The organism is Pseudomonas sp. MSSRFD41 (genome assembly GCF_014230245.1).
Lineage (GTDB): Bacteria > Pseudomonadota > Gammaproteobacteria > Pseudomonadales > Pseudomonadaceae > Aquipseudomonas > Aquipseudomonas piscis.
This window is the reverse complement of record NZ_JACKZK010000017.1, coordinates 37941-52833: the sequence shown is the minus strand read 5'-3', so window position 1 is coordinate 52833 and position 14893 is coordinate 37941. Positions and strand designations below refer to the sequence as shown.

Below are 14893 nucleotides of genomic sequence, written 5' to 3'. Positions count from 1 at the left end.
GTAAATATCTCGGTGGGTTTGGCGAAGGTGCCTCGCTGCCACCGGAGAGCATCGAAGTGGTTGCACCGCCCGATAATGCAGATCAGCCGTGGCTGTTTCCAGGCTGGGGACCAAGCCCATCCGCAATTCGTTGGATCGAGGATGAATGGCGTAGAGCTGAATTGATTGTAGTCGCTGCGCAGTCTGACGCTATTGAAGAAGCAGAAGCCGGAGTACCCCCAGGTGACCTGTTGCCGGGGCCTCGCAAGGAGTGGTTGAGGTACCGGGGGCTTGTTCGGAACTGGGTCGAGGGGAGGGAAGGATATCCCGATATCAAGCAGCGCCCCAAGCGACCGACTTGAGCTTTCAAGACTATACCCATCCAAATATTCGTCGCGTGTCACGTAGCTAGAGCCAGAAATGCAATTCCATTGCAGTCTGTACAAAAATTTTTTGCCTCGTTTATCTCACTAAGGGGCGAGCATTTATCGCGCTCGGCATCACGAATTCGTACCTGCAACGTTGCCGGGCAGTCGGCCAGCAGCACCCACTGCCCCACCCTGTCGGGCAACAGCAGCGGTGGTCGCTCGCCCAGCTCATCCAGCAACAAGGCCATGACCCCTTGCATAGCGGCATCGAGCAAGGCTGGATGAATGGCGAAGCCCGCGTTCGCCGCCGGGTCCTCAAGGGCCACCCGGGCCAAGGCTCGGTCGTCCCAGCGCGCCAGCGTCAACAGGCGACGATGGCTGTGCCCATACTCGATGCCCATGGCGGCCAGGCAGCGATAGCAGGCCTGGATATCCACTGTCCGCGGAGCGCCGCCGGCGGCCTCCAGCGACGGCGCCGGGACCGCGCCAAGGGCGGCCTGCGCCTGGCAATGCAATTGCAACTGGGCGGCATGATCGTAGGAATAGAGGCCGACCCGGTACTGGTCTTGCGCCTGTGCTTGCACCTCAAGGAACAGCTCCCCGGCAGCGGCGGTTTCGACGCTGAACGGCTGGTGCCAGGCCAGGTCGCGAACCAGCAACGCTTGGCCGGCGGGTAGCGCGCGGCCCAGGGCTGCGGTCAACGCCGCCTGGATCATCGCGACCATCGCCGCCCCGGGCAGCACGCCCTGGCCGTTGACACGATGCTCGGCCAGCAGGCTTTCGGTACCGCTGAAGCGGGTCAGGTAACGCAAGCCATGCAAGTCCGATACATTGCGCTGGAGCAGCGGATGCAGGTGGGTTTCGCCGCTGCTGACAGGCAGCTCCCGGGCCGCGGGAGCCTGCCAGTATCGCTCGCGGGCGAAGGGGTAGCCCGGCAGGCTCAGGGGCGCCGGACGGCCCTGCGGATACATCTGCCGCCAGTCGAGGTCGGCACCGGCCAACCAGGCGTCGAGGGCGGCCTGGCTGGCCGCCCGGTGCATGTCGTGGCCAAGCGCCGGGCCGGGCAACGGCGTGGCGGATTTGGCCCGAGTGCGGGCCTGGGTGGCACCGCTGGCGATAAAGTCGTGCAGTCGTTCCTGCAATTGCGCCAGCGAACCGACCAGCCATCCACAGCGCTGCTCCATGGCCTCGCGCGCCAGTTGCAGGGTGCAGGCCAACGCTGGCAAGCCAGCCCCTTGCACTGCCTCGTGGGCCAATTCGTCGAGCAGCGAACGGGCTTGCTGCAACAATTGTTCGCGGCTCTTGGCCGACAGCAGGATGATCGCCGGGCGCTGTTCGTCCACGACCATGGCGGGCCTTGGCCGTTGCTCCTGGTACTCCTGGATCACCAGGTGGGCATTGGCGCCACCGGCGCCGAAAGACGACACGGTGGCGATGCGCGGCGCCGCCTTGAGCACACCGCCGACCTCGACCTGGACCTGGGGCCACTCGGCCAGGGTTTTCTGCACCCTGAAGGGGGTGGCGGCAAAATCGATTTCCGGGTTTGGCGCATCGGCGTGCAGCGACGGCACCAGCTGCCGATGCTGGAGTTGCAGCAGCACCTTGGTGATCCCGGCGATACCGGCCGCGCTTTCGCAATGGCCGATGTTGGACTTGATCGAGCCGATGGCACAGTACTGAGCGCGCGCAGTGCCCGCCCCGGCATTGAACGCCCGCGCCAGGCCGGCGATCTCGATCGGGTCGCCCAGGGCGGTGCCGGTGCCATGGGCTTCGACATAGCTCACGGAGCTGGGGGCGACGCCGGCGCGGGCCAGTGAATCGCTCACCAGGCGCGCCTGGGCCAGGGGGTTGGGCACGGTGTAGCCGTTGGTCTTGCCGCCGGCATTGAGCATGCTGCCCTTGATCACACCGTAGATCCGGTCGCCATCGGCCTCGGCCCGGGCCAGCGGCTTGAGCAACAAGGCGCCTACCCCCTCGCCCGCGACAAATCCGTCGGCGTCGGCGCCGAACGCCTTGCAGCGCTGGCCTTTGGAGAGCATCTGCATTTCGCTCAGGCCCATGTAGTGCACTGGATCGACCAGCAGGCTGACCCCGCCGACCAGCGCACAGTCGCTGACGCCGCTGTGCAAGCTGTCGAGCGCCAGGTGGATAGCCGTGAGCGATGAGGAACAGGCGGTGTCCACCGCCAGGCTCGGCCCCTGGAAGTTGAATTGGTAGGACACCCGGTTGGCCACCGACCAGTAGCTGGACTGTCGGTTATAGGTGCCGTTCATCACACCGACGAACACTCCGACCCGCTGTCCCTCGGCCAGGCGCGCCGGGGTATAGCCGGCATCGCCGATGCACTGGTAGGCCTCTTCCAGGAACAGGCGCTCCTGGGGGTCCATCTTCAAGGCTTCGCGGGGCGAGATATGGAAGAACAACGGGTCGAACTTGTCGATCTCGTGGATGAAGCCCCCCCAAGGGGTGTAGATGCGCCCGGGAGTACCGGGAACCTGGTCGAAATACTGGCGCCAGTCCCAACGCTCCCGCGGTACCTGGCTGATGCAGTTGCTGGCGTTCTTCAGGTGCTGCCACAGCTCGCGCACGTTGGCCGAATTGGCGTAGCGTCCCGCCAGGCCGACGATGGCCACATCGGTGCCGGGCCTGCCGGGTGGGGGCTGGACGGGCGGTGGCGAGGCAAAGCGTGACTTGCCCGGCATGATAGGTTGCCCGCTCGTTCCGGCGGCGGGAGCCGGCGGTGGCGCGGCCTGGTCCAGGCCCAACAGGGACTTGAGGCGTTCTTTCTGGGTAGCGACGAAATGCCCGGCCAGGGCCTCGACGGTCTGGTATTCGAAGAACAGCGTGCTGCTGACCCCACCGAGCTGGTCACGCAGCAAGTTGGTGAGCTGCACCACCAGGATCGAATCGATGCCGTAGGTCTCCAGCGCTTCACGGGCGTCGATCTCTTGCGGAGCGATCTTGAACAGCCCGCCGATGACCTGCTTGAGGTGGTCGATCATGCCCGCCTTGAGCTGGTTGTCGTCCACCGCCAATGGCGCGTCGAGCGGCCTGGGCAATGCTGGCGCTGGCGATGGCGCTGGCGCCGCGCTGGGTGACGGGCGCGCCGCAGTGCCGGCGCCGCTTGCCAGGGGCTCGCAGCGATCCTGCCAGACCACGCCATTGCTTCGGGCGATGATCACTTGCTGGCCCAGGTCGTGATCGGCCAGGGCCGGAAACAGCACCTGGCGATAGCCTTCGCTTTCCAGGACCTGCTTCCACTGCCGGGGAGCCAGCGCCGGACCGCCGGGCAGGCGCAGCTGCGGATCATCGAACAGCCACCAGCCCTTGAGCAGGCCAAAGGTCAGGTGGGTGAACAAGCCATTGCCGGCGATCTCGTTGATCATCAGCAGGCCGTTGTGCTTGAGCAGCGCCTTGACGTTCTTCAGGGTCCGGCGCAGATCCTGCGTTGCATGCAGGACGTTGGTGGCGATCACCAGGTCATAGGTGCCTGGCTCGATACCCTGGACCGCCACTGGCTGGTCGACATCGAACAGCTGGCAGGCCAGGTACGGGACTTGCGGGCCATAGGCCTGGCGGGCGTGCCTGAGGAACGCCTGGGAGACATCGGTATAGCAGTATTCGGCGATCCACTCCTGGAACGGCCGCAGCTTTTCGAAGGCACGGGCACTGGTGCCACCGGTGCCGGCACCGACCTCGAGGATCCGGATCGGCACCTGCGGCGCCTGCTCCAGGCGGCCGCGGACGAACTCCAAGGCGGCGTCGAGCAGTACTTCGTTAAAGAAATCGGACAGCGGATTGTGCTTGTAGATGCCCTCGACCAGAGCCATCGAGGCATCGGGAAAGAGAATGTCGGTGGCCGGGATCCGGCCATCGAGGATCCGCGGCAGGGCCTGCAAGCTCGCCTCGGCCAGCAATACCTCGGCCTTGAGGCTGGCGTGTTCGAGCCAGGCCGGCTGGTGCCCGGCCCACTCTTGCCACAACGCTTCCAGTGCCACCGGCCGCACCTGGGTGTCGTGGTATACGCCGTCCTCCAGCCGCAGGTAGCCATGCTGCGCCAATTCTTCCAGGCTCTTGGCAAGCCAGCGCTGGTACATCGGCGACAGCTTGCAGCGCTGCTGCATATCGATGGCCGATTCGCCCGGACAAGTGAAGCAGCCCAAGCGCTCGAGCTGGGCCTGCAGCAGGCGCAACTGCAAGGTATGGATGAGCGCCTTGTGCGCCTGCACCTGTGCCACCACGCCGCGCACCTGCTGGCTGTCCGGACGCAGGCGGTCCTGGATCCGCGGGAGCAACGAGGGGTAGGCCGCCGGGCGCAGTTCGGCGTATTCCCCCAACGGGCCGCCGGCAGGGGCCGGCAGTGCCAGCTGGCCGAAGGTTTCACCGAGGCTGCGTGCGGCACGCAGGAAGGTCAACTGGCTCGGCGCCTGGCCTTCGGCCACACCAGCAAGCAGCACCCGCAGGGCTTGCAGCGCCGACTCGCCGTCGATCGAACCCAGCCCGAGGCCGGCCATCCGCCGCCGATAGTCCTCGCCGGCCACCGAGCCGATCTCGCCCCAGTAGCCCCAGTTGATGACCTGCACCGGATAGCTGCGGCGTTGCCCCAGATAGCGGCCGAAAGCGTTCTTGAAGGTGCAGCCGGCGGCGTAGTTGCCCTGGCCCGGGGACTTGGTGAAGCTCTGCAACGAGGAGAAGAACAGCATGAAATCCAGCGGCTGATGCTCGAATACCTCGGCCAGGCATACGCTGACGTCGACCTTGGCGGCCAGCGCGGCGGCGAACTCCCCAGGCTGCATGCGCGCCAGGCTTCGATCCTCGAGCTGCAGCGCGGCGTGGATCACGCCATGGATCGGCCCATGCTCGGCCAGCACTTGCGCCACGGCCTGTTGCAGCGCGGCATGATTGCCGGCATCGGCCCTGATGTAGCGTGGCGCCGGGCCCAGCTGGGCGAGCTGGTCGATGGCCGCGGTGATCGGGTCGTCCTGTTCACGACGCCCAATCCAGATGACCTGCGCCGCATGGCTGCGGATCAATTGCTCGCTCCACCAGCGGCCGATGCCACCGGCACCACCGACCACCAGGTAGACCCCGCCTTGGCGATAGGGGTCCTCGAGCGTAGCGGCCTGGGGGGGCAGGCAAGGCACCAGGCTGGGTCGATACCAGGCCGCGTCGCGCCAGGCCAGTGCATCGCCTTGCGGGTCGGCGGGCAATGCCAACAGGTCCTGGCTCGGCCAAGCGTCGCCGGCCGGCAGGTCCAGCAGCCGAATCCGCCAATGGCGGTACTCCTTGGCCATCGCGCCGACCAGGCCGTGGACGCTGGCATGGGCTGGCGCCACCGGTTCATGGACGGCCTGGTGCAGCGTGCTGGCCTGATCGAACACCGTCAGGGTGGCGCGGGTGATCAGCGTCCAGGCCAGCGGCTGGCTGTCGCCGCCCATCGCCAGCACCGCCTTGAGCAAGCGGAACAACCCCAGGACCCCAGCCTGCTGGGCGTGGATCATGCCGGCGACGCCGCTCGGCTGCTGTGCCTCGCTCGGCGCCAGCCACAGCACCTGCTCCAACGGGCCCAGCTCGGCCAACCGCGCGGCCAGGGTCTCGATGGACTCGCTGCCGTCCAGGAGCAACGCGGCGGCCTGCGGATAACGCGCCGCCAACTGCCGCTGGCCATCCACGTCATGGGCGATCGCCAGTAACCGTCCGGTGTCCGGCGCTTGAACTGGCACACTGACACGCTGCCATTTTTCCAGCAGGTACCAATCGGCCTGCGCGCGATCGTCCAGCAAGCCTTGCAGGGCCGACGGCGCCTTCAGCTCCCGCAGGACAAAACCCCGCAGGGCCAGGCAATGCTCGCCCTGCTGGTTGTAGATATCGATATCGAAGCTCGACTGACCGACATCCACCGCCTGCCGGGCGTCACGCACCCAGGCCCATATCCGCTCCCCCAGCGCCGCCCCACTCTGCCACAACCCGGCCAATGCGAAAGGCACTCGGGTGGTCTGCAACGGCGCCGCCTGGCCCTGCTCCAGCCGCTTGGCCAGGAGCAGCCCGACGGTGGCTTGCAGGGCGCCATCCATCAGGCTCGGATGCAGGACGAACGACCCATGCCCTGCCCTCGACGACTGCGGCAGTTCGATCTGCGCCAGCAATTGTCCGGCACCGGTGTGCAACTGGCTTACCGCCCGGTGGCTGGGGCCGTAGTGGATGTCGACGCTGTCGAACGCGCGGTACAGCGCGTCGGCGTCCAGGCCTCGCTCCTGGATACTCGCCTGCAACGCCGCCAGCGACGCTGGTGGCTCGGGTATACCCTGCAGCAGCGCCTCGCCCTGGCAGTACAGCGCCTGGCCCTGCGGCGCGCGTATCTGGAAACCCAGGCGCTGCGGGTCCAGGCTGTCCACCAGGATCTCGACCCCCAGCGGCTCGCCGCCCTGTTCGTCGAACGCCAGCGGTTGCGCCCATACCAGGTTGCACAGGGCCAGGGGAGCGGCCCCCTGCTCACCCAGGGATTGGCTGATGGCCTCGCGTGCCATTTCCAGGTAAGCCACCGCGGGCAATACCCTCTGCTTGCGCACCCGGTGATCACGCAGGAAAAATTCGTCACCCGTGAATGTCGAGGTGAACTTCTGCTGCGCCAGGTCCGACACGTTGCGTTGCAACAACGGATGCAGGTGCCCGGCCTCGCCCCGGTGGGCCTGGGGCGGGAACTGGAAGTCGCCACGGACCCAGGTGCGTTCGCGGGCGAAGGGATACCCCGGCAGGCTGATCCGCCGGAGCGTCCCCGGCGCGGCCCCGAGCAGTGTCCAGTCGAACGCCAGGCCCTTGACCCAGAGTTCCAGCAGTTTCTGGTATTTGCCTTTGTCGGCCCAGGCCACTAGCGTCGCCGCCATGTCTTCATCATGGGCGAGCACCGCCATCGCCGCCTTGTTCTCCTGGACGCGGCCCAGGTACAGGTTGTCGAAGCACCCCGAGCACTGAGGCGTGCTGGCCAGCAATGCTTGGCCCTGGGCCAGGCGCTGCTGTAGCTCATCGATGCTCGTGGCACTGAACGCCAGGCGGTACTCCAGTGCCTCGCGGCCCTGCTGCAGGGTGAAGGCCAGGTCATCCAGACGCGGCAACTGGCCCTCCAGGGCGCGACGTTGCAGGCATTGCCGTAGACGCTCGACTTGTTGCAGCAGCTGGGGCGGCGTCCGCGCGGACAAGAGGATGATCGCAGGCTGGCCGGCAAGGGCCGGCGAGCGCTCCGGGGCCTGGTACTGGGCGATGATCACGTGCCCGTTGGAGCCGCCGGAACCGAAGGACGAGACGGAAGCGACCAACGGATATTCGCGTTCGCTACCGTCCAGATCCAGCCGCGGCTGGCGCCACTCTTGCAGTTGCTGCGGGATATGGAACGGTGACTCGGCGAAGGCGATCGCCGGATTGAGCCGTTGCGAATGCAGCGATGGCGCCAACTGCCGATGCTTGAGTTGCAGTAGTACCTTGGCCACCCCGGCGATCCCCGCGGCCGACTCCAAGTGCCCGATGTTCGACTTGGCCGAGCCCAGCGCGCAGTGCCGGGCCGCAACCGGCGGCCGGCCCAAGGCGGCGCTGCGTTGGGCGAAGGCTTGTTGCAGGCCACTGATTTCGATCGGATCGCCCAACGCCGTGCCGGTGCCGTGGGCCTCTATGTAGCTGAGTTCCCGTGGATCCATGCCGGCCTTGGCCAGGGACTCGGCGATCATCGCGCCCTGGGCGTTGGGGCTGGGCACCGTGTAGCCGTGGGTCCTGCCGTTATGGTTGATCGAGGTGGCACGAATCACCGCGTGGATGTTGTCGCCATCGGCCTGGGCCTCGGCCAGCGGCTTGAGCAACACCGCGCCGACGCCTTCGCCAGGCACGAAGCCGTCGCCGCCTTCGCCGAAACTGCGGCAGCGTCCGTCGCTGGAAGACATGGTCAACTGCGACTGGATGAAATACTTGTTCGGGTGCAACGACAGGTTGACGCCCCCGGCCAGGGCCACTCGGCACTCACCCCGCCGCAGGCTCTGTACCGCCAGGTGCAAGGCCGTCAGCGATGAAGAGCAGAGGGTGTCCACCGCCATGCTCGGGCCATTGCAGTCCAGGACATAGGACACCCGATTGGCGATCGAGCCGAACGAGGCATCGACCGCATCGTCAGTGCAGTCGCTGGCAGTGGAGCGGGTATACAGCAGGTACTCGCCGTGCATCACGCCGACGAACACGCCCATGTTGCCCTGGTAGTGACGTTGCAGCGCGGCGCGGTCGTAGCCCGCATCTTCCAGGGTGTGCCAGGCGGTCTCCAGGAAGATCCGCTCCTGGGGGTCCATGCGTTCGGCATCGCGCGGGGAAATATTGAAGAACAACGGGTCGAAGCGATCGACATCGTCGATGAAACCACCCCACTGGGTGTTGATCTTGCCTTTCTGGCCGCGGTCCTGGCTGTAGTAGTACTGGTTCTGCCAGCGTTCGGCGGGAATCTCGCTGATGCTGTCCACCGCATTCTTCAGGTTGTCCCAGAAGCTCTCCACATCGGGCGCCCCGGGGAAGCGCCCGGCCAGGCCGATGATCGCGATCGGTTGATCCTGCTGCGCCGGCGGCCGCTCGGGCGCGGACCTTGGCTCGCTGCCGGCGATCTGCGTGCCAGCCTTGGCCGGCTCCCGTAGCCCGAGCAGCTGGCGGCTGCGCGCCGGATGCTCGGTGGCGAACCAGGACGCCAGGGCCCTGATGCTCTGGTATTCGAAGAACAAGGTGCTGGACAACTCACCGAAAGCTTGCGCCAAGCGCTGGTTGAGCTCGGTGATCATCAACGAGGTCAAGCCGTAGCGGTCGAAGCTCTCCTGGCTGTCGAGGCTGCCTTCGGCAATGGCCGAGACCTTGGAAAAATGCTGTTTGAGATAGCTCTCAAGCGCCGCTTGCAGGCTGTCGTCGCGGGCGGGCGCGGCCAGCTCGCTGCTGGCGGGGGCGGCGATATGGCAATCGAGGCCTGCAAAGGGATACGGCGCCAGGGCCACGCGCCGGCATTCATGCCGGGCAATTTGCTGCAAGTCGACCTGGCCTGCGACCCAACGGCTGGCGACGGCCTCCAGGGCCTGGCGATCCAGTCCTTGCAAATCCGCCTCGCTGACCGGCGGCCGCACTTCCCGGCCCGCCGTTCCACGCAGCAACGACGAACCCGTGCCAGCCCCGAGCAGCTCGAGCAATTGCGCCGTGCTCTCGGCCACCAGCGCCAGGCGATGGCCAAGGGCGACCCGGCCCACGCACAGGGTATAGCTGATGTCGCCCAGGCTGGCCTCATCCAGGCGGCCAGCCTGCAGATCGCTGGCAAAGGCCGCCAGCAGCCGCTGCAGTTGTTCGTCGCTGGCGGCGCTGAATGGAAACAGCCAGGGACCGCGAAGCTGCGTCCTGGCATCGGCCGGCGGCGGCGCCTCGAGGATCAGGTGGCCAGCGGAGCCACTGGCACCGAAGGCATTGATCAAGGCTCGCGGCGGCCCTTGCCACTGGCGCAGGCTGTCGACGATGGCCAGCTTGCCGTGCTCCATGGCCACCAGGGGACTCAGGGGCGCGCACCCCAGGGTCGGCGCCAATTGCCGGTGCTTGAACTGCATCAGCACTTTGGTGATCTGCGATAGCGCCGAGGCCGACTCCAGGTGGCCGATGTTGGCCTTGATCGATCCCACGGGCAGCGGTGTATCGCCCTGGCGCTGGCCGAAGACCTTGGCGATGGCCGCGAACTCGGCGCCATCGGCCAGGCTGGCGCCCGGCGCGGCGGCCTCCACGTAGCCGATCGCCTCGGCGTCCAGCCCGGCCTGGCGCAATGCCTGGCTCATCGACGCCGCTTGGCTGTCGGTGCTTGGAGCACCGTAGCGCAGCGTCCTGCCGCTGTGGCCGATGGCCGTGGTGCGGACCAGGCCAAGGATCTGGTCGCCGTCGCGCCTGGCGTCCGCCAGCGGCCTGAGCAACAGGGCGCCGACGCCCTCGCCCGCCACCCAGCCATTGGCGTGCAGGCCGAACGGATGGGCCTGGCCCTCCGCGGACAGCAGCTCCAGGGAGCTCAACAGCTCCAGGTGCGAGGGGTGGCTGATCAGGTTCACTGCACCGACGAGCGCTGCCCGGCACTCGCCCTGGCGGATGCTCGCACAGGCGAAATGCAGGGCGGTCAGTGCCGAGGAACAGGAGGTGTCGAAGGCTACGCTGGGACCATCGAAGTCGTTGAAGAATGAAACTCGGTTGGCAATCGCCGAATGCAAGGAACTCGCCCGCTGGCCTTGCGCGCCGGGCTGGTGGTGCTGGTAATCGCCCCACATCGCGGCAACGAAGACCCCGACCCGCCCGGCACTGCGGCGCAGGCTGCTGGCGGTATGGCCGCTGTTCTCCAGGCAATGCCAGGCCGCTTGCAGGAACAGGCGCTCCTGGGGGTCCAGGGTCCTGGCTTCGGCGGGGGTGATATTGAATAGCAGCGGATCGAACAGCTGCTTGTCGGCCAAGGCTCCCACCGACCAATGCGGCCCGGCGGCTGCCGCCTGCTGGCCATGCAATAGCGTACCGGCGCTGACGCTGGCGATGGACGAACGCCCGGCGCTCAGGTTATCCCACAGCTCCCGGACGTCGGCGGCGCCCGGATAGCGGCCACCGATCCCGACGATCGCCAGCGGCTCATCAGGCTCCGCGGTGCTGGTGCCCGCCACTTCGAGACGCGGCCAGCCCTGGGGCACTTGCTGGATCACGGTGCCGCCAACGAAGCTGTGCAGCAGCTCGTCGCCCTCGTCCAGGGCGAAGGCAGCGCGGACCTTATCGAAGTACATCGAGCCGATGGGGCACAGCCCGATATCGAATTCGCCTTGTCTTTCCAGGAGCAACTGGCCGATCCGTCCGGCTTGCAGCAGGTTGAAATACCGGCTGTCCGCACCATGGGCCGGCGCCTGGCCGGCGATGATGAAGATCCGCAGCCGGGCCTGTTGCCCATGCTTGCGGTTGAAGGGGGTGTAGCTGCCATTGAACAACTGCGGGTCAGCCTCGCCGATGCGGCTCAGGGCATGGCTGGCGGCGTGGTAGCGGTAGATACCGGCAGGCAGCCAGGGCTCCTGCCCCGCCTCCCGGGGTGCCGGAGCGGTCAGTTGCAGGTAGATCTTCAGCTCCAGGCTGGAGTCGACGTGATACAGATGGGCGCCGTCCGCGGCGGCCCGCAGCATGCCCAGGACGCGGCTCAATTGCGCCAGGCTCGGCGGGGTCTCGGCGTACTGGCGCTTGGTGGCACGCAGGCGCAGCGCCTCAGCACTGATCGCCAGGCAAGGCAGTTCGATGACCTGCTCGCCCTGCTCCGGCAAGTCGCGACGAATCTGCCGTTGCTGTTGGTGCAACTGCTCCAACGCTGCCTGGCCCGGCAAGTCGAAACCGTTGGTGCTGGCACTCAGGAAATCGCCGAATGCAGCTCCCGGCACCAGGCTCGCGCTGGCAGCCGAGCTGCCCTGGACCAGGCAATGCAGGACCCGGTGGCTGGGTTGCAAGGCGAACAACTGGCGCAGTGGCGCAACCTCGAAACCCTGTACCGGGGCCAGCGCCAGGCCCAGTCCTGCCTGGCGCGACAGCAGCAGCTGCTCGATGTACCCCGCTTCCAGGACCAGCAGCGCCGGCGCGGCATGGTTGTAGATGGGTTCGATGGCGGCCATCTCGGCGACCAGGAACAGCGCGAAATCGGCCCCGGCCAGTTGCGGGTCCTGAGGCACGTCATGGGCCGGCACGCTGATCGGTAGCAGCCGGTTGAGCCGTGGCTGGTAGTACCAGGCGCCTCCCGGCAAGCCCTCGACCCGCCCCTGGGCCACGTACAGGTAGCACTGGATGGCATTGAGGCCGCCGGCCGATGAATAAAGGTACTTGCCCTGCCCTTGCAACGAGACTTCGCGCAGCAACGACAACAGCTGGCCCAGTTGCTCGCGGTCGGCGGGCGCAACCTGCGTAGTGCGCAGATAGGCAGCAGGATCGAAGCTCACCGGTTCCAGCGGGATTGGCTCCGATCCGGACGCGCCATGGGTGGACGAGACTGGCGCCGTCGTTGCCGGCGCTGGCGAGTCCGCCAGCCCCCCCTTGTCGTCCAGGATATAGGCCATGATGGCGGCGATGGTCGGTCGCTCCAGCAGCACCTGCACCGGCAAGGTGACCTGATACTGCTGATGAATGCTGTGGATCGCCTGCACCAGGGTGAAGGAGGTCGCGCCCTGGTCGAAAAGATCGTCGTCAGGTGCCAGCTCGGTCAGTTCCAGCGCTTGGCAAAAGTGCGCTTGCAGCCAGGCAGCCAGCGCCTGGACATCCAGCGTCGATGCCTGGGCACCGGCTGCGGGGCCGCTGCGACCCTCGAGCAGTGCCTTGCGGTCCGCCTTGCCATGGGCGGTGACCGGAATCTGCTCGACGAACAGCACCCGGTTCGGCGTCATGTATTCCGGCAAGCGCGACTTGATGAAATCGCGCACGGCCTTCTTGTCCAACCCTTGGGCAACGACATGGGCCACCAGCTTGGGGTCCTCCGACCCCGCATCCTGGACCTGCACCACCGCATCGCTGATCGAAGGGTGGCTCTTCAAGGTGGTTTCGATCTCGCCCAGCTCGATGCGCAAGCCGCGCAGCTTGACCTGGGAATCGAAGCGCCCCAGCACCTCGATCTCGCCGTTATCGAGGAAACGTGCCTCGTCGCCGGTGCGGTACAGGCGAGCATCGGGCTCGTCGCAGAACGGATCGCGGATGAATTTCTCCGCCGTCAGCTCGGGTCGATTGAGATACCCCCGGGCCAGGCCGACACCACCGATGCACAACTCACCGGTCTGGCCGATGGGCACCGCCGTGGTTCCGGCGTCGAGGATATGGATGCGAATGTTGTCGATGGGCCGTCCGATTGGCACGCGCCGGTCGGCCCGTGGCTCGGCGACCCACCAGGTGACGTCTACCGCTGCTTCGGTGGGGCCGTACAGGTTGTGCAACCGGGCTTGGAGCAGTGAACGGTAGAGCAGCAGCAAATCGTGGGTCAGGGCCTCGCCGCTGACGAACACGTTGCTCAACGATCGACACTCGCCCACCGCCGGATGCTTGAGGAACAAGCGCAACATCGAAGGCACGAAGTGGCAGATAGTGATCCGTTGCGCCTTGATGATCTCCACCAGGTAGTGGGCATCCTGGTGGCCACCGGGCCGGGCCATGACCAGGCAGGCGCCACTGAGCAGCGGCAGGAACAACTCCCAGACCGACACATCGAAAGTGAAGGGAGTCTTCTGCAGGATCCGCTCATCCGGCCCCACGGCGTAATGGCGCTGCATCCATAGCAGCCGGTTGCAAATGGCCTTGTGCGGCAACATGCAGCCCTTGGGGCGGCCAGTGGAACCGGAGGTGTAGATGACATAGGCCAGGTCGGCGGGACTGTTGATGAGCGAGGGATTGGCCTCGCTGGCATGCAGCGCCTGGTTCTGCGGGTCATCCAGGCACAAGGCCTGGACGGCGTGTTCGGCCAGTCGCTGGGCAAAACGCCGCTGGGTCAGCACCACGCTGACCGAGGCGTCGTCGATGAGCAATGCCAGGCGTTCCTGCGGATAGCCAGGGTCCAGCGGCAAGTAGGCGCCACCGGCCTTGAGGATTGCCAGCAAGGCCACCATCAGCTCGAGCGAGCGCTCCATCTGCACGCCCACCAGGCTGTCGGGCCCGATTCCCAGTTCGCGCAGGTAGTGAGCCAGACGGTTGGCCCGGGCATTCAACTGGGCAAAGCTCAAGCACTGGTCGGCAAACGCCACGGCCACAGCGTCGGGACTACGCAGCACTTGTTGTTCGATCAACTGGTGCAGGCACAGGTCCAGCGGGTATGGGTGGTCCGTAGCGTTCCAGCCGGCGATGATCGCTGCTTCCGAAGCCTGGTCACCAGGCCGCCCCTCTTGCGACATGCCCCGAGGGCCGCCATTGGTCGAGTTGTTGTCAGACACTGCGCGACTTCCCTGTCAGGTTCGGCCACCGGGCCCGGCAGCTTTTATCCGTGTCATCCCGTCGGCGGGACAGGCTCATGGGAGCGCCGGCCACGGGCTCAGGCAAATGAAGAATCGATTTCGTGCGGGGGTGCGCGAGCGGCTAATCGTCCTCCAGGGGACGCGGGTGACGATCCCACAGGCGCCTGCCCGGGAGCACGGATGCGCAAGGCCACCCCGGTTCCAGCCATGGGTTCGATGGAGGTTCAGCGAGAAGCAAGGCCGACGTATCCGTGTTCCTGAACACAGTAATTCCCTTTAACAGTGACTGTCCGAGGCTTGCCAGCAGCAACGATGCATACCTTGCGTGATCAATGACCTTGTTGTTTTCGCCGTGGTCCTGCGGACCCGGGTCGATTGCCGCAAGACGACGGTACGAGCGTAGTAGCAACAGGTCAGCTGTCAAACCTCGATCCACGGACTTGGCACCGACAGGCCCGAACGCCATCGACCCGGCGCCCGCAATTGCAGTGTGGCGACGAACTCAAGGGCCGCTATCGGACTGCAACTCCATACCCCATGCGTTGTCCGGCATAGGGGCGTCATGACGCCCGG

1 protein-coding gene is annotated in these 14893 nt (G+C 66.4%); it reads right to left on the bottom strand.

The window, feature by feature from the left end; all coding sequences use genetic code 11:
- Nucleotides 1-379: 379 nt before the first annotated feature.
- On the bottom strand, nucleotides 380-14299 hold the full coding sequence (locus tag H7A76_RS22790) for an amino acid adenylation domain-containing protein (protein ID WP_312026267.1): 13920 nt from the start codon (nucleotides 14297-14299) through the stop codon (nucleotides 380-382).
- Nucleotides 14300-14893 lie beyond the last annotated feature (594 nt).